The organism is Caulobacter sp. Root343, assembly GCF_001425745.1.
GTDB lineage: Bacteria > Pseudomonadota > Alphaproteobacteria > Caulobacterales > Caulobacteraceae > Caulobacter.
Genome location: NZ_LMDF01000007.1, coordinates 664,825 through 679,345 on the forward strand (window position 1 = coordinate 664,825; position 14,521 = coordinate 679,345).

At 62.1% G+C, this 14,521-nt stretch carries 17 protein-coding genes; 4 read left to right on the top strand and 13 right to left on the bottom strand.

Going from position 1 to position 14,521, the window contains the following annotated elements; translation table 11 throughout:
- Positions 1 to 38 precede the first annotated feature (38 nt).
- From ASC70_RS15635 to ASC70_RS15650, 4 genes are all read left to right on the top strand, one after another.
- Complete coding sequence (locus ASC70_RS15635) at positions 39 to 446, top strand: hypothetical protein (protein WP_056051606.1); 408 nt, start codon at positions 39 to 41, stop codon at positions 444 to 446.
- 81 nt (positions 447 to 527) lie between these two features.
- Positions 528 to 944, top strand: a complete 417-nt coding sequence (locus ASC70_RS15640; protein WP_056051608.1) for an EF-hand domain-containing protein — start codon at positions 528 to 530, stop codon at positions 942 to 944.
- Complete coding sequence (locus ASC70_RS15645) at positions 941 to 1,870, top strand: alpha/beta hydrolase (protein WP_056051610.1); 930 nt, start codon at positions 941 to 943, stop codon at positions 1,868 to 1,870. The genes ASC70_RS15640 and ASC70_RS15645 overlap by 4 nt, the downstream gene beginning before the upstream one ends.
- A gap of 71 nt (positions 1,871 to 1,941) precedes the next feature.
- A complete protein-coding gene (locus ASC70_RS15650; protein WP_162247230.1) occupies positions 1,942 to 2,805 on the top strand; it encodes a S9 family peptidase in 864 nt (287 codons plus the stop codon).
- 151 nt (positions 2,806 to 2,956) lie between these two features.
- On the opposite strand, the gene ASC70_RS15655 is transcribed toward ASC70_RS15650, so the two are convergent.
- From ASC70_RS15655 to ASC70_RS15710, 13 genes are all read right to left on the bottom strand, one after another.
- Positions 2,957 to 3,571: a recombinase family protein gene (locus ASC70_RS15655; RefSeq protein WP_056051614.1), complete on the bottom strand. Its 615-nt coding sequence runs from the start codon at positions 3,569 to 3,571 to the stop codon at positions 2,957 to 2,959.
- 433 nt (positions 3,572 to 4,004) lie between these two features.
- Positions 4,005 to 4,574 carry a 4'-phosphopantetheinyl transferase superfamily protein gene (locus tag ASC70_RS26005; protein ID WP_082539740.1) on the bottom strand — a complete coding sequence of 190 codons (570 nt, stop codon included), beginning with the start codon at positions 4,572 to 4,574 and terminating at the stop codon, positions 4,005 to 4,007.
- The gene (locus tag ASC70_RS15660; RefSeq protein WP_056051617.1) at positions 4,549 to 5,364 is read right to left on the bottom strand and encodes a hypothetical protein; all 816 of its coding nucleotides are present in this window, start codon (positions 5,362 to 5,364) and stop codon (positions 4,549 to 4,551) included. The genes ASC70_RS26005 and ASC70_RS15660 overlap by 26 nt, the downstream gene beginning before the upstream one ends.
- Positions 5,365 to 5,373: 9 nt before the next feature.
- The gene (locus ASC70_RS15665; protein ID WP_056051618.1) at positions 5,374 to 6,006 is read right to left on the bottom strand and encodes a C1 family peptidase; all 633 of its coding nucleotides are present in this window, start codon (positions 6,004 to 6,006) and stop codon (positions 5,374 to 5,376) included.
- The gene (locus tag ASC70_RS15670; RefSeq protein ID WP_156396228.1) at positions 6,003 to 6,905 is read right to left on the bottom strand and encodes an ImmA/IrrE family metallo-endopeptidase; all 903 of its coding nucleotides are present in this window, start codon (positions 6,903 to 6,905) and stop codon (positions 6,003 to 6,005) included. Before ASC70_RS15670 ends, ASC70_RS15665 begins: the two co-directional genes overlap by 4 nt.
- A 106-nt stretch (positions 6,906 to 7,011) precedes the next feature.
- Positions 7,012 to 7,368, bottom strand: a complete 357-nt coding sequence (locus ASC70_RS15675) for a helix-turn-helix transcriptional regulator (protein WP_056051621.1) — start codon at positions 7,366 to 7,368, stop codon at positions 7,012 to 7,014.
- Between the two features lie 10 nt (positions 7,369 to 7,378).
- Entirely contained in the window at positions 7,379 to 7,768 is a 390-nt protein-coding gene (locus ASC70_RS15680) for a hypothetical protein (RefSeq protein ID WP_156396229.1), read from the bottom strand.
- A gap of 76 nt (positions 7,769 to 7,844) precedes the next feature.
- Positions 7,845 to 9,140: a hypothetical protein gene (locus ASC70_RS15685; protein ID WP_056051625.1), complete on the bottom strand. Its 1,296-nt coding sequence runs from the start codon at positions 9,138 to 9,140 to the stop codon at positions 7,845 to 7,847.
- A gap of 61 nt (positions 9,141 to 9,201) precedes the next feature.
- Entirely contained in the window at positions 9,202 to 10,404 is a 1,203-nt protein-coding gene (locus ASC70_RS15690) for a nucleoside triphosphate pyrophosphohydrolase family protein (protein ID WP_056051627.1), read from the bottom strand.
- 9 nt (positions 10,405 to 10,413) lie between these two features.
- Positions 10,414 to 10,866, bottom strand: a complete 453-nt coding sequence (locus tag ASC70_RS15695) for a hypothetical protein (protein ID WP_056051629.1) — start codon at positions 10,864 to 10,866, stop codon at positions 10,414 to 10,416.
- Complete coding sequence (locus ASC70_RS15700) at positions 10,859 to 11,641, bottom strand: hypothetical protein (RefSeq protein ID WP_056748837.1); 783 nt, start codon at positions 11,639 to 11,641, stop codon at positions 10,859 to 10,861. The genes ASC70_RS15695 and ASC70_RS15700 overlap by 8 nt, the downstream gene beginning before the upstream one ends.
- Before the next feature lie 73 nt (positions 11,642 to 11,714).
- Positions 11,715 to 12,722 (bottom strand): nucleotide kinase domain-containing protein, encoded by a 1,008-nt coding sequence (locus tag ASC70_RS15705; RefSeq protein WP_162247232.1) that lies wholly within the window; start codon positions 12,720 to 12,722, stop codon positions 11,715 to 11,717.
- Positions 12,723 to 12,991: 269 nt separating this feature from the next.
- Positions 12,992 to 14,209: a hypothetical protein gene (locus ASC70_RS15710; RefSeq protein WP_156396230.1), complete on the bottom strand. Its 1,218-nt coding sequence runs from the start codon at positions 14,207 to 14,209 to the stop codon at positions 12,992 to 12,994.
- Positions 14,210 to 14,521: the final 312 nt, after the last annotated feature.

Genomic DNA, 14,521 nt, shown 5'->3' on the forward strand with positions numbered 1-14,521 from the left:
GCGTCGAGGGACACCGACGCCAATCCCATGGAGCCATCATGCGTAAGACTTCCATCCTGGCCGCGAGCCTCTCGACCCTCGCGGTTCTGACCGTGATGGTCGCCGTCCCAGCCCAGGCCGGCCAGCACGGCCGCCTTGTCAGTGTCCAGGGCGCGCGCGGCCACGGCCATGTCCATAGTCGAAACGTCAGCCGCCAGCCTGGCGCGATCTCGTTGTCGCGCGGGACCCAGACCAATTCCGGCCGTGGCGTCGCCAGCAGCCGTTCGGCCAGCTGGGGCGACGGGGTCTATCAGTCGGGCGCGAGCCGCACCTTCAACAACGGCGCTTCGGCCAGCCGCAGCACCAATGTCGTCAATAACGGCGACGGCACGGTCAGCTACGACCATTCGCGAACCGGATATGGCGGCTCGACGCGGTCCGTCAGCGGGACGACGACCCGCCCCTGATCGAACCCGTCCAAGCCCGCCGCGCCTCTCTCTTCCTCCCCCGATGCGGAGAGGCGCGGCGGGCATCTTCCGGAGCCCCAAATGAAGATCCTGATCCTGTCCATCGCCTGTCTGGTCCTCGCCGCCTCCGGCGCTCAAGCCGCCTCGCGCACGCCCGGCGCCGCGCTCGACAAGGCTGACGCCGATCACGACGGCTACGTCACCCGCGAAGAGTTCAAGGCCTCGCGCGCAGCGCAGTTCGTACGCCTCGATCGCAATGGCGACGGTGTGGCGACGCTGTCGGAGTTCCCGCGCCTGGCCAAGTCGAACCGACCCAAGGCCCAGACGCTGAAGGCGGTGATCCAGTACGCCGACCACGACGGCGACGGGCGGGTGACTCGCGCCGAGTTCATCGATGGGCCGTCCCCGCTATTCGACCGCGCCGACCGGGACCATGATGGCCGCCTGTCGCGCGGCGAGGTCACTGCAATTCGTAATCAGCTTGAGAGCCTGAAATGACCACCCGCCGATGCAAGACCGTGATGATCGCCTTGGCGGCGGCGCTGCTGGCCAGCGCTGGCGCGGTCGAGGCCGCCCAACTCGGCCCAGGCCTACGCGGTCAACTGCGGCAGCGCCTGCAGCAGAAGAAGGCCGAGGAGGAGCGCCCGATCGACCTGCAGGCGATCGCGCCCGGCGCCCGCAAGCAGACCGACGCCTACGGAACCGACGCCGCCCAGCGGCTGGACGTCTATATCCCGCCGGGCGCCCGCGACGCGCCGATCCTGATCATGGTGCACGGCGGGGCGTGGATGGTCGGCGACAAGGCCAACACAGGCTCGGTCGAGAACAAGCTCAAGCACTGGCTGACCCGGGGCTGGATCGTGGTCAGCGTCAACTACCGCATGCTGCCCGACGCCATGGCCTTTGAGCAGGCGCAGGACGTCGCTGAAGCGGTGCAGTGGGCGCAGGGCTATGCCGAGGATTGGGGCGGGGACCCCAGGAAGATCATCCTGATGGGCCATTCGGCCGGCGCGCACCTGGTGGCGCTGGTGTCGTCCAAACCCGAGCTGGTTGGTCAGCCGTGGGCGGGAACGGTGGTGCTGGACTCGGCGGTCATGCAGCTGTCGCGGACCATGGCCGGCCGCCACCCCGGCTTTTACGACCGGGCGTTCGGCGACGACCCGGCCTATTGGACCAAGGCCTCGCCGATGGACCAATGGACGCCCAAGGCCGTGCCGATGATGCTGGTTTGCTCGACCCAGCGTCCAGATGATCCCTGCGACGACGCCCGGCGGTTCCAGGCCAAGGCGGCGGCGGGCGGTCGCGACATGCCCGTCCTGCCCCAGGACCTGAGCCACGCCGACATCAACCGCACCCTTGGATTGCCCAGCGCCTATACAAACGCCGTGGACGCCTTCATCGCCCGCCGTTTGTCGTCACGGTAGTGGCGGGGCAGCGGCCGGCCAGCGCCAAGGTGGGCCTTTGCTGGCGGAGCATGGGTCGCGAAAAGCGAGTCTTGAAGTTACTGTCCCCCGTCAAGGATCCATCAGACGACATGCGCTCAATTCGCCAGATCGCCTTTTGCGTCATCCTGTTCCTGGCAGGCTGCTCCCGTCCGGCCTTGACGCAGGCCGAAACGATCGCTCATCCCGACAACAGCGCGGCGCGGGTGGAATATTTCGTGAGCAGGCCGGGCGGTGACGGGCCCTGGCCGACCGTCATCCTCCTCCACGGCTACCAGCCGCCAGACGCCCGGCTAGGCGGCAAGGCCTTCGTCGATTGGGGCGTCCTCGATCGTTTCGCGAAAAGAGGCTACGTCGCGGCCTCGGTTTCCTTGCCTGGATACGGCGGCTCCGGCGGTCCGGAAGATTTCGCCGGTCCCTTCACGCAGCACGCCGTGGAAGCGGTGATCAAAACCCTCGTGGCGGAGGGTTACACGTCACGGGACAAGGTCTTGATTCAAGGCGTTAGCCTTGGCGCGGTCACAGCGGCGTTGGTCGCGGCTCACGACCCAAACGTCGCCGGCCTCGTGCTCATCTCCGGTCTCTATGACTTCCCCTCATACTTTACCCGTCCGTTGTCGCTGGGCGCCTTGGGCGTCAAAAGCAGGCTCGTCGCTCAAACGGGTGGCGGCGAGGACGCCTTGCGCTCGCGCTCGGCGTTGCTGCTCGCGCCAGACATCAGGGCTTCGACCCTCATCTTGAATGGCGCGAACGACGATCGCACCGATCCGGAACAAGCCCGCCGTTTGGCTCAAGCGATCTTGGCCAACGGAGGGCGGGCGCGCGTTCACATTTATGAGCAGTTCGGACATGAAATCCCGGTGAAGGTCAGGGAGCCGGAGATCGACGCCTTCATCGACGAGACCCTGAAACACTGAACGCTGCTGCGGCGGCCAGGGCGCGCACCACGACGCGCTGACGGCACAGCTGCGACTCGCAGGAATAGGAGTCTGTCGCTGACTCCTAGATCGTAGATCCGACGGGCCAGCAGCACGAAACGCTTGCTGACTCTTTCCGCGCGACAGACTCCTACGTACCTGGTCGCGACTCCCATATGTGCGACGGCCGCTTGTAGCGCTTCTTCGGCGATCCCTTCGGGCGGTCCAGCGATCGATAGAGCGTCGAGCGGGCGACCCCCAAGGTCCGTGCGACCTCGGCGCCACTGACCGCCGAATCCGCCAGCAGCAGTTTGGCGTGGCTGATCTGCTGCTCGGTCAACTTGGCAGGCCGTCCACCAAGCCGTCCCCGAGCTTTCGCCGCAGCCAACCCCGCCAACGTCCGCTCGCACACCAAGTCCCGCTCCATCTCCGCCATCGCGGCCATGACATGGAAGAAGAACCGGCCTGCAGCTGTGCCTGTGTCGATGCCATCGGTCAGGCTGGCGAAGTTGATCTCTTTCGTCCGAAGCTCCGCCGTGAAGTCCACCAGTTGCCTGACGGTCCGGCCCAAGCGATCTAGCTTCCAGACAACCAGCGTATCGCCGGCGCGCAAATGCGACAGCGCGTCCGCCAGGCCCGCCCGATCACCGCGCCCGCCACTGGCGTGATCCGAAAAAATCCGTTCGCAACCGGCACGCGTCAGCGCATCGACCTGAAGATCGAGGCGCTGTTCGGCAGTCGAAACGCGGGCGTAGCCAATGAGCATGTCGCCATTGTCTCAAATCTCATCCGCACCTGTCGCTGACTCTTTAAGTTGCGACTGGCGCGCTCAATGATTGCTGCGCGGAGGCTGACTCAATATTCCGCGACTGACTCCAAAATCGCGCGATCAGACTCCAAAATGCGCGACTGATTTTTTGGCCCGTTTTGACTCTTAGGGGACCTTCGGGAGGTCTGCTCTAGGGACGTCGCGGGAGCTAAAGCTAGCGCATCCGTATCTGACTCAAGCGAGACCGTCGCACACCCTCTCACGCGTCGAATTGATCTGAGTGGTAGAACTGGTCTGCGGGAATATTTCATGATCGGAGTCAGCCTCAAGCGAAGCCGAACTGGAAATTTCAGCTAACCCGAGCGAGCGGGGCAGGCTTGGCCTGTCTCTTCACGTGGCGGCTAAGCCATCCCTGGTCGCTCATCGGAGGCTATTCGGCGCGGCAGCGGGCGATCGGAGCGCCTCGGGTAAGGCCAACCGCTTCAATAATAGCGAGGCAGGAAATGAGAGCTCGTGTCCCGCCAAGGCTGACCCTGATGCTAGCAGTATGGGCTAAGGGTGTCTTCGAAGCGAGGTGCTTGAGAGCACGGTCTCGCACGACGACGGGCTCCGCAACGTCGGACCGTCGCCACACGACGTGTCGCGGGTCGACGCCTTTCGCAAAGCCTGTTCCCAGAGCTTTCGAAACGGCTTCCTTAACAGCGAAGCCCTGCGCAAACGCAAAGCCAGGATCAGAGCTGGCATGGCAAGCGTCCCGCTCGCTGGAGGTGAAGACGCTGTCGATCCACATAGCCCCAAGGCCGTCGACAGATTTTCGTATCCTGATGACGCGACATAGATCGGTGCCCACACCCAGGATCACCGCTGTGCTCGCTCTTGCCATCGACTTAGGTGTCGACGCCAACGAACACCCGCCTTGCCACCACGAACCTGTTCGGCGGTTTCTCTCAAGATGCTGACCGGCGCGTAAGGCCTCACGTACACGCATCACCCGACGCATTGTAGATCGCGCGGCATTCACGGATGAGCTCAAGCGCCTCCATCTTATTCCACCTGCCGCCCGATCCCTCGTTCGAGCCGCCGCTGTCCAGGCGTGCAAACGTCGAGTTGATAGTAAGACCGCCCATGGCGAGCCCCGTCTCGCGGGCTATGAAGTATTGCAGTCGACCGAGGCCCACTAGGTTTCCCAAAAGACGTCGCACGTAATAGTGCGACCGGTAGGTCGCGTTAAAGCGGACCTTGCCATCATGAATCTTGATGCTCAAATGGCTCAAGCATGGCCCGCCGTACAGTCGCTTGCGGTCGGTCGCTCCGTCATAGATGGCGATATCGTCCTCGAAGGGTGATCCGTTGCCCAGTTCGAAGGACGCGCGATATTTGCCGTGCTGCTTGATCTTCTCGACTAGGTCCTCAAGGGGAACGTAGGTTTTGCCCGTCCCATCCTTCTGGCGCAAAATGCGGTAGGAATAGGACCCCCAGTTGCTGTCGCTCCTAGCCTTCTGGATGGCGCGGAGTTTCTCCGGATAGTCGCGGAAGACGCCACTAGCCCCGTTCCGGGTATACTCATCGATCGGGAAGATGGTCTCAGCGACCGTATGCAGACCGAAAGCCCCATGGGTCGTCAAGAAGGCGTCCACAGCCTTGTAGACCGCGGCGTCAGCCGAGGAAAGGACGGTTGGCTCTGCGACGTGTAAAAAAACATCGAAGTCCTCGGCCTTAGGCTGTGTAGCCAGGTATTCGGATGCGTTGAGCCAGACCTCTGGCGCAGTTGTTCCTTCGATCATCTTCATCGGCGTTTCCTAGGTCACCATGGCAGCTTCATGGAGCTGCCGTCTGACGTACGTTTGCGGTAGCCAGGCGTGGCCGTTGAGCCCCCATAGGTCGCCCCAGCTGTTGCGGATGAGCAAGGCAGACTGACCAGTGGTGGCCGCGCCATGACCTACGGCGAGAACCGCATGGCCGCCCCGCTCGATGACGGCGTTACCGTCGTCCACGATCCCGGCGGGATCAGGCCGATAGAATGCGTCGGTGATCACGAGGCCTAAGACCACGGGTCTTCCGGCATCGAGCGCGGCCACGATCCAGTCGAAGTCCGCTTGACCTGGTGTAAGGGTGGCCTTGTGGAACGGCGGCGAAATCGCGGGCACGGTCCACGGATCGACGGCCTGGGGCGTATATGGCCATGCCTGTTCCGGCGGCTGGCCTTCAGTCAGAAGGGCATCCGCGACAGCTGCTAGTGTAAGGCCTTTTGTGGCGCCGGTGACCATCCGCGCGGCACCTTGGAAGAACAGATATTCAACTGACAGATGCTCCACAGCGGCGATCTTGGCCTCGTGCGCGGACGATGTCGCGAAGGCTAGGCAGGAGTTTCTGTGGCCTTGGTGACGAACCGGATGAAGCTGGTTGCGTAGATCGACAGCGGGCGTGATCAAGTTAGAGCCCCTCTCCGCCGCCGCTCAGCGAGGGACAGTCCGCCAGCCTCGGGACCGTTCAGGGCCAAGCCGAGGGTGAACGAGGGATCTTCAATTGTGGGCGACCAAGGCTGGCGTTCCCGGAGAACAAGTTCGTCCACGCCGGACACCGGCGGACGGGCGATGACGGTCCGCAGAATTGGGCCGCCATAGTGCAGCGGATCCCGAGAGACTGCAGAGCTGTCTGACAAAACCTCGAAGCCGGCACCGACGAGAGATTCGATCTGCCACTGATATCCAGCCGAGGCCGCTTCCTTGAGCTCGATGCGTATCAGATCATCTGGATTGCCAAGAAGCTGCGCCCCATTGTCCTTTTCCGTCAGCCGCCACACGTCTGACCAGGACGACCCAGGTTTGAACTCGTCGCCAAGCGCGGTTTTCAGCTTGGCGACCTGCGCTTTGCGCAGGGCGTCGACCTCGCCGCGGGAAAGGATTTGGTGGCTGAGCAGGCCCCAGCAGGTCGCGTTGTAGCTCGCGCCCATGCGCAGCGACAGTTGGTAGACCGTCGCGGGATTCACTAGGTCATTGGCGACCGACCAACCCTGGTTGCGGATGTGATGCCTATAGAGCCAGCGGGGCAGAACAAATTCAGCGGCGAAGGCGTCGGCTGCAACTTCCTGCAGATCCCGACCCTTGCTCGGCGCGAGTGGGCCACGTTCCAAGATCTCTAGGTCAATACTGCCGCGATGCTCCATCACCGCGTGCCCCAGCTCATGGGCGGCCGTAAACCGCTGGATGTGGAGACCGCGCCGCGTGGTGATGAGTATTCCCCGGAGCGGAGCAGGCAGGCACAGCCCCAGCGCAGAGGTGAGTGGTTTAAACATCAGTGGTATGCCGAGATCCCCGATGGTCTCGAACACATCGACTAACCCCGCGCCCTCTGTCACTCGCCGACGGACGTCTAGCTCGGTGTGCAAGGCCTTGGCGGCAGCCGCGCCTTCCAGGCGCGTGGCATCGGCTGAGCTTCTAGCCACGGGACGGCGTCCTCGGCGGACGAAGCTGTAAGAACTGGGCGAATTGCAAAAGTTCGGCGCGGTCCTCGGGCGACAGATCCGTGGCCGCGCGGGCGAGAGCCTGCACGTTCTCCGGCAGCGGTTTGGCTTCGGTGACGCCGGTTAACGCTTCGATCGACTGGCCATATATCTCGGCGAACCGCGCCAGCTCCACGGCGTCGATCTTGCGCCGACCGTTTTCAGCCAGAGAAAGGGCGGATCGGGACAGGCCGACCGCGAGCGCTGCCTCTTCCTGCTTGAGTTCCAGATATTCGCGAGCCAATCGAAGCCGGTCGCCAATCTCCCGCCATCTGGCGCTCTCGTCGGTCATAGCGAAATCCTCACACGGGCTCAGGAATCTTGGCCGGCTCTGGAGCCTCAACGGGCTTCGGTTTGCGGACCTTGAGCTCGCCGGTGAATACCTTCTCCAGCTTCGGCACGATATCGGCGATCATTTCTGCGCAGCTGGCATATCCACCCGCCTTGATGATTTCCGGCGGCAGGTCGATGCCGAGCACCTTCTTTGTGATGGCCGTTGCATCGAGCACACGTTTGGAATCGATCGCCGGCTGCATCCCGATGATGGATCCGCCGGTTCCCGACGGCGCTTCCTCGGCGACGGCGCTATCGATCGCCTCAACCTCGTCCTCGAACCAGGCTTCAAGCTCGGACTTCAAGGTGGCCGCCTTCCCGGCGAACTCCTTCTTCAACTCGTCTCTGGTCGCGGTCATCCGCGCCTCCATGTTCGAATATCGAACATAGGTGAACCTCTCTGCGCGAAAAGTCAAATTGGTCAGCTGCCACCGATCAGATAGGCAGGTCCGAGATGTTCGATGCGGGCAGCGGTGTTCCAATCCTATTAGCAAACTCCTGATCTGACAGAGGCTCAAGGAAGACTGGTGCGTCACTCGCTGTGGCCGGATAGGCCGGCGTTGGGTTGGGTATTGAAAACGAAGGCGTGCCCACGCCGCCGGCTGCGCTCACCACAGCGCCAAAGGCGCTGACCGTCACAGACGCGACGTGATCGCCGCCGTAGTGACCAAACAGAGCGTAGGCGAGTATGCCGGCGCGGCGGCGAAGATGGGGGAGCATCAGATCTGCCGGCTCGATGCCATGGTCCTGAACCGCGATGAAGCCCGGCCGTGTCCTTGTGAACTGGTCCGCGGCCTTACGCAGCGCGTCGAGCATGGGTTTGGATGGATCATCCTCGCGCAGGCTGCGCATGACGACCACGCAGCCGCCTGTCGCAGTCAGGCCGCCGGACAGATGCAGACTGCGGCCGAACACGTTGGTGCAGGCGTCGTAGAGCTCATTCTCGTTCGAGATCGGTGTCGTTCCTAGAGCGCGTTCGAACGGTTGGCGTTGGACAGTGAAGCCAGACCCGTCGATCTGGTCTGGGCCGTCGGCGCTCAACACTTCGGCGGCGGCGAGACGCAACCTCTCCTGGTCGGAGGTGGCGGGCGAGAGCCGATGGTCCAAGGTGATCAAGAGGATATCCTTGCGATCCAGAGATCTTTGATCGACCAACGTGGGCTCGAGGGCATCGATAAAGCGATAGAAATCCTTCCGGTGAATATTCCGGCCGGCATCGGCCGACAGGCTTTTACATTCAACCTCGCCGACAAAGTCGCCCTGCTTAAATCTGTAGTCGAAGGGATGAGTGCCTTCGAAATCGGTGAAGGTCACATCACCGCCGCTGTCCATGATGCGTTGCGCTAGATCGAGCTCCAGATAGATGGCCGCGAAGCCGTTCTCGGCCTTGAGAGCGTCGCGGAGCCGACCCGTCATGATCGACTGTGCCCCGGACGAAAGTCGCCTATGCACCTCGACTGTCGTCGCGGCGAACCGTAGTGACGTAAAAATCAAACCGTCCACGAATTCGGGCCGAAGCCGTCCCTCCCTGGCGAGAACCTCTGCTTGGAATCCGACGGCCATTTCGAGCCAGTGGTAATCGGCGACGATTTTCCATCGATAAGGAGACCGGTCCTTTTCAATGGCCAGAATATCGAGTCGCTTCACCCAACGGGCCCGTCCCGCGAGGGCCATGAACGGCTCGATATAACCAGCCAGTCCATCCAGATCCGCAGGGATGTCAAAGCGCATACGTCATTCTCATGGGGAGGACGGAAGGCCACCCGAGGCCGCTTGCGATATTGCCGGGACCTTAACTGTCCTTGCGATAGGTCAGGGTGTGCGCCTTTAGGTCCGCGACGATGATGCCGCCGCGATTGTCGCGTAGTGCCCGGAAGACCCTGAACCCCTCCAGAATCGCGCGTTCCCACATCCATAGTGGGCGGCTTTCGACTTCATAGCCCTTCACCATGGCCCGGATCGTCTGCAGCAGCGCGAAATCCAGCGAGTTCGCGCCCAAGAAAGCCTGGCGCCGCACACCATGGGAGAAAATCCAGTTGGAAATGCCCTCCTCGGTAATCACGGCCCGGGCGCCGTCTTCGTGCTCGTCGACCACAGGCTTGCTCTTTCGCTTGAGGCGCAACAGAGCCCGCAAAACCGGGGACCACCCCAGTATGGCGGCATACGAAAGGTGGAAGACGTCGTGGTACCGGTAATAATCCTCAGACGAACTGTTGTCCGTCAGCCGGTCCCCGATGTTGACGCCGTTCCATTGCTGGATGACGAACCTCGTTCCCTTCTCAGTCCTCTTCTCCTTGAACCTCATCTCGATCAGGTCGGGGAGCCGCTCGTCCTCGTCGTCATCGGCGTCGAACCGCTCTCCCCAGTTCTCCTGAACAGGGTGGCGATCGAGAATTTTGTCGATGTTGCGCACCGCCGCGACATCGAGGCTGATGCCCGCGTCGTCGGCAGCTTCTACCAAGGCGTCGAAGACGCGGACGAGATCCTGCCTGAAGCCCTCAGCGTCCTGGTCGAGGCCTGCTGGACTCCAGCGATTGATTGCCTGGCCTGTGCAAACTGCCAGCGTGAGCAAGCGTTGCTCGGCCTGGGGCCCGACGACGGGTTCCTCGAACAGTTGGGTTTGCGCCTGGAGGTCAACGAAGGTGCGAGGTGCGGAGGGCCCTTTGGGCGATCCCGCAGCGATCTCCGACAGGGTCATCCCGGCCTTGGTGACCGCAGCCGAGAAATACCACAATACATCGCCCATCTCTTCGTGGGCTGAATCAGCATAGGATCTGAACGTATTCTGGTCCTTTTGCTTCTTCTTCATCTCGGAGAGCAGGCTGCCCACCTCGCCGAAGAGACCAAGTAGAACGAGGCTAGTGCTTAGCGCGGGGTTGTCCCCAGTCTTATCCGTGCGCTGAGCGAAGCGCTGATATTCATCCAGCCCGATGGGCCCGGGCGTTGAGGCGGACGGTTCGAGTTCGGTCCGAATGTCGGCAAGGGAAAGCGGCATTGAGGAGACCTATCGAGCGGGCTGGCTGTCGGCGGCTATCTGGGTGCCAGGCGACGAAGCTGTGATGACCACACTTGTATGGCGGCCGGCTTCTGCCTCGATCCATGAATTCGCCATCGCCATCGCCTCCCACGATATTAGTGCGGCCATCAAGCCCGCGAAGCACCAGAGCCAGAGTATGGCGTCCGGCGTCGTCTTCTCAGTCGCGCGTCCTGACCGACGCGTCAGGACAGAGCGCCCCGAGCCGTCGCCGAGCATGACCACGATGCAAAGAGCCAGCAAGGCTGCACCCGGCACAGTCAGGATCGAGGTCCGACCTATGCATAGGAGGGACAACCCAAGCGCGCCCAGAAAGAACGCGATGAAGACTGGGAACCAGCGACGCACCTTGAACACGGATGACATGCGCCTGGGCAGCGTATCCTTGGGCCTTGTGAACTCAGTGGTCTGCTGGTCAGGCATCAGGCTGTACCTCGTGGACGGTCTGAGCTGGAACCGCGGCGTTGGCCGTGGTCGTGCAGGTTCGGACCCCAAGTGCGATCAGGGCCGCCAGGACGAGAAGCGCTGCCCACCGTGTGATAGTGTGATCCCGCTCAATGGCGTGCAGACGTTCGATCAACCGTTCTTCGGTCTCGTCAATCTTCGTGTCGACACCTTTGAGGGTCAGTACTTGGCCAGACAAGGGGGACAAAAGGCTGCTGGGAATGCTGTCGAAGCCCGGCTTTTCCCTAACTCTTCCGGAAGCCCTGTCGAGCCCGGCGAATGAGATCATGAACCAGTCATCTCCCTGGCTGACATGCACGTCCAGCGGGCCGGCGTTGAAGACCGAGAATACGAGCTGACCTTTATAGCCCGGATCGACGTGGAAACCCGAAACATTGACCAAACCCCGCATCTTGGGGCCGGACCGAAGGCCGATGAAGCCTATCGTGTCGGCCGGAATCTGTACCTTCTGATGGGTTATGAGGATCGCGAACTGGCCGGAGGGGATGATGATGGTTTGACCGGCCGACAGCTGCTGCTTGGTCTTGTACTTGGGCGCGACGTCTTTGGAGTGGGGCGTAACGAAAATCTCGCTCCCCACGGTCAATCGGTATGACGCGGTATCGACCTTGCCTCTGTCAAACGGGAGAACAACTTGCTCGGCGCGGCCGCGCGACAAGATCGTCTCGCTGCTCCAGAACCCGACGGTGACGGGAGCAGTCATAGCGTCTTCCGCTTCGATCTGTTCATCCACTCCGCGTCCCCCTCCACAATTCGCCGTGTCGTAGCGCAAGCGGAGTTGTCAAACCATTAGTTGAGGGGGCGCGCTAGAGAAGAAATGCTTGCTCACCGGCCCAGGGTGCGACCGAAGCGAGGTGCGGCGGGACTGTCGGAGGGTTGAGTCGCCAGCGCGGCGGAAACATCGGCGTCCCGGGTCCGCGACCTGACGATTGGTAGTTCTGCTTGATCCGCTTTCGATCGTTGACGCCACGAACGCCGGGGTGAGCTACACGCGCATATTTGGAAACTTCGCAGAACAGATTCTGGCAGTCGATGAGATGCAACCGACGCCCAAACAAACCACCGAAATCTAACTCCAGTCGTTCAAATTCTCGATCCTGGACGTCGACCATGTGCTGGATCACCTCTGCTGGTGCCATGGTTTCGGCGTCTTTGAAACACTTGGCGATCCCATCGAGGGCCCCGGGACCGGCCACGACGAAATCATTCTCGTCGAAACTCAGCAGTTCGGAATAGTTCAGGTCGATCGCGTACTGGAACGCTAGGAACGGCCCGATTCCCGGGTATTGCCGGATCAATTCATAGACCGCGCGGAGCGTTGGGGCCTTTCTGACGCGAGCGGCTAGGTTGTCCTGCATCATGTTGTTCAGGAGCGTGAGATGGTTGGCGTGCTTTCGCGCGTGACCCAAGGCGGGAGCCGGCATGATGTAGGCGGCGGAGTAGATGCGGACGCTGGCGGCATAAGCCGAGTCGAGCACCTTGCAGGCCTCAGCGGCGTCAAAGCTCTGCCAAGAGATCGTTCCCAATTGCCGTTCCAGCAGTTCCCAGGTCTCGACCTTGTTGAACAGCTTGAAGAGCATAGTGCGGAAGAACACCTCTGCCGGGGCCTGCGGCCGATCGGACCGATATTGCACCTCGCGAATAAGGTACTGGCTGACGCGATCCGCAGCGCGATAGGTGTTGGTGAAACGGTGCGCTTTCAGAATCGGGTCCGTCGTCCAGGGGCCCACCGGATCACAGAGGCGACGTTCGTACATCGCCTGCCGTTCTGCGGCGAAATACCAGTACGTGTCGTAGACTTCAGTCGGCGTCATCGGCGGTCCCTAAGCGTCCGCGCTGGTTAGACGATTCTCCCACTCCACGTGGGCCAGAACGTCCTATTGATTACGATATCCCAACCGTGGATCAACGTCTGTCTCGGGTGTGCGCCAATTCGCCGTTGACGAGAAGGCGACGCAGCAACGGGCAATCAGCCGCAGTTTCATCCGGCCAAGTAAGTGGCGCGCCAGGCTTCAAGAAGGAGCGGACGTTTTGTGAGGGGCAGGGGTCTGGAGCTGCTCCAAAGGCATTGGCGCGGTTGTCGCTAGCGCATCAAGAGCTCGATACTTGATATCGAAATCCCCGGCCGAACGAGTGCTGCCTCGGCCTCGCCGCTCTCGGGCTTGGGCGACTTCATCCTTCCATCGACTGCCGGATAGGCGTCCTGGAAGAACGCCGTCCGCCCTCCGCCCTCCTGCAGTTCGCTGAGTAGTCCAATGCTTACGCCTTGGCGCAAGCGGGCCCGGCGATAGATGTGATTTCCGGCCTCGAGCGGCGCGAGAAGCGGAACTACCGCCTCCTCTCCGCGCCAAGTCTCGCCATGGGACACAAATGACTGCAGTCGCGCGGTATCCTCTCTGATGGCACCCTGAACCCGGTCGCGCTGACCCGGCCCCTCCAGCGCAGGGAGGCTTGCCGGTCGGTCGATCTCGGTGATCGCCACGGATGTCCGGAAAGCACCGGCCGCCCCCAGCAGTCGGCCCACTTGCATTCGGATGATCGGTTCGCGCAGTTCATGGAGTTTCACGGTCGAAGCGATCTCGACGGTCTCTTCCTGCTCTGGCGCCGGATCCATCACGGTCGTCTGCGCGCCGCGGGAGCTAGTTTCCAATGTCAGCAGCGAGCCAACCACGAGTCGCTGGCCAACTACCCTGCGCTCGGTAGCTGGGGTGCCGAAGACCAAGGAGCATTTCTGATCTTGGCCGGAAGCCATCGCTTTCGCAAGCGCGTAGTCGGAACTCTGTGTTCCCTTGATCTCAATGATATGCGTCTTGCCGCGCTGGTCGATGGCGGCGAAGTCCGCCATCTTCATTGACCCAACCTTTGGGGGCAGCCCACCGGACGACGCCAGCAGTCCGAGGCTGTTCATACGGTGCAGAAAGGCGCGTCCGTCAACGCAGGCGGCATAATCGAAGGCGCTGTAGAGCACGGACATTCCGAGGCCGACGCCGAAGTCGTCACTCGCGATTGCCTTCTGATGCGCATCGACTTCTTTCCAAGCGCTTCGGAACTTCAATTGCGGGCTGTCCGAGATGACGTGCAAATACCGCAGAAGCGGCCACATCCTGGCGACTCCGGACTGAATATTGAGCACTGGCGTCGTGTGCTCGCCAATACGAAGGAGCATCTCGAGCAAATGAATGGGATACGGCCCTCGCAAGGCCGCCAGGGGGCGCGGGAGAGGGTGGCTGAATTCCGGCGGCTGAGACCGCCAGCTCGGCGTGTCGATGTGAACCGCGATGGCGCGATTGAAGGCGCTCACTATTCCCCCCGAGTTGCGACGATCCTAGATGAGAGTGGATCGTCGGCTGTGTGTTGGCTAGGCGGCTGGTTGTGCCGGCGCGAGGTTAGGGGCGTCGCTTCGAGCGGGCAGGTGGTGGAGGGGCCTTACGCCGACTCGGACTGGATGTCGGCAGACGTCAATGTCGATGAACGCTTCTCGCTTTAGCGCCAGAGCCATGACCTGGATCGCTTCGGCCAAGAGGGAGGCGCTGCCGAAGTCCCCGGGGAGCGACCGTGGTCCCGACCACTATGGCAAGGGCCGCGACTTCGAGGGGCTTTTCGCTCAGCGCGG

Coding starts and splice junctions, on each gene's coding strand:
- ASC70_RS15640 (WP_056051608.1), top strand. CDS start 528: ATGAAGATCCTGATCCTGTCCATCGCCTGTCTGGTCCTCGCCGCCTCC.
- ASC70_RS15645 (WP_056051610.1), top strand. CDS start 941: ATGACCACCCGCCGATGCAAGACCGTGATGATCGCCTTGGCGGCGGCG.
- ASC70_RS15675 (WP_056051621.1), bottom strand. CDS start 7,368: ATGACCGACGAGAGCGCCAGATGGCGGGAGATTGGCGACCGGCTTCGA.
- ASC70_RS15690 (WP_056051627.1), bottom strand. CDS start 10,404: ATGCCGCTTTCCCTTGCCGACATTCGGACCGAACTCGAACCGTCCGCC.
- ASC70_RS15680 (WP_156396229.1), bottom strand. CDS start 7,768: ATGACCGCGACCAGAGACGAGTTGAAGAAGGAGTTCGCCGGGAAGGCG.
- ASC70_RS26005 (WP_082539740.1), bottom strand. CDS start 4,574: ATGCGTCGGGTGATGCGTGTACGTGAGGCCTTACGCGCCGGTCAGCAT.
- ASC70_RS15660 (WP_056051617.1), bottom strand. CDS start 5,364: ATGAAGATGATCGAAGGAACAACTGCGCCAGAGGTCTGGCTCAACGCA.
- ASC70_RS15685 (WP_056051625.1), bottom strand. CDS start 9,140: ATGCGCTTTGACATCCCTGCGGATCTGGATGGACTGGCTGGTTATATC.
- ASC70_RS15705 (WP_162247232.1), bottom strand. CDS start 12,722: ATGACGCCGACTGAAGTCTACGACACGTACTGGTATTTCGCCGCAGAA.
- ASC70_RS15655 (WP_056051614.1), bottom strand. CDS start 3,571: ATGCTCATTGGCTACGCCCGCGTTTCGACTGCCGAACAGCGCCTCGAT.
- ASC70_RS15695 (WP_056051629.1), bottom strand. CDS start 10,866: ATGCCTGACCAGCAGACCACTGAGTTCACAAGGCCCAAGGATACGCTG.
- ASC70_RS15635 (WP_056051606.1), top strand. CDS start 39: ATGCGTAAGACTTCCATCCTGGCCGCGAGCCTCTCGACCCTCGCGGTT.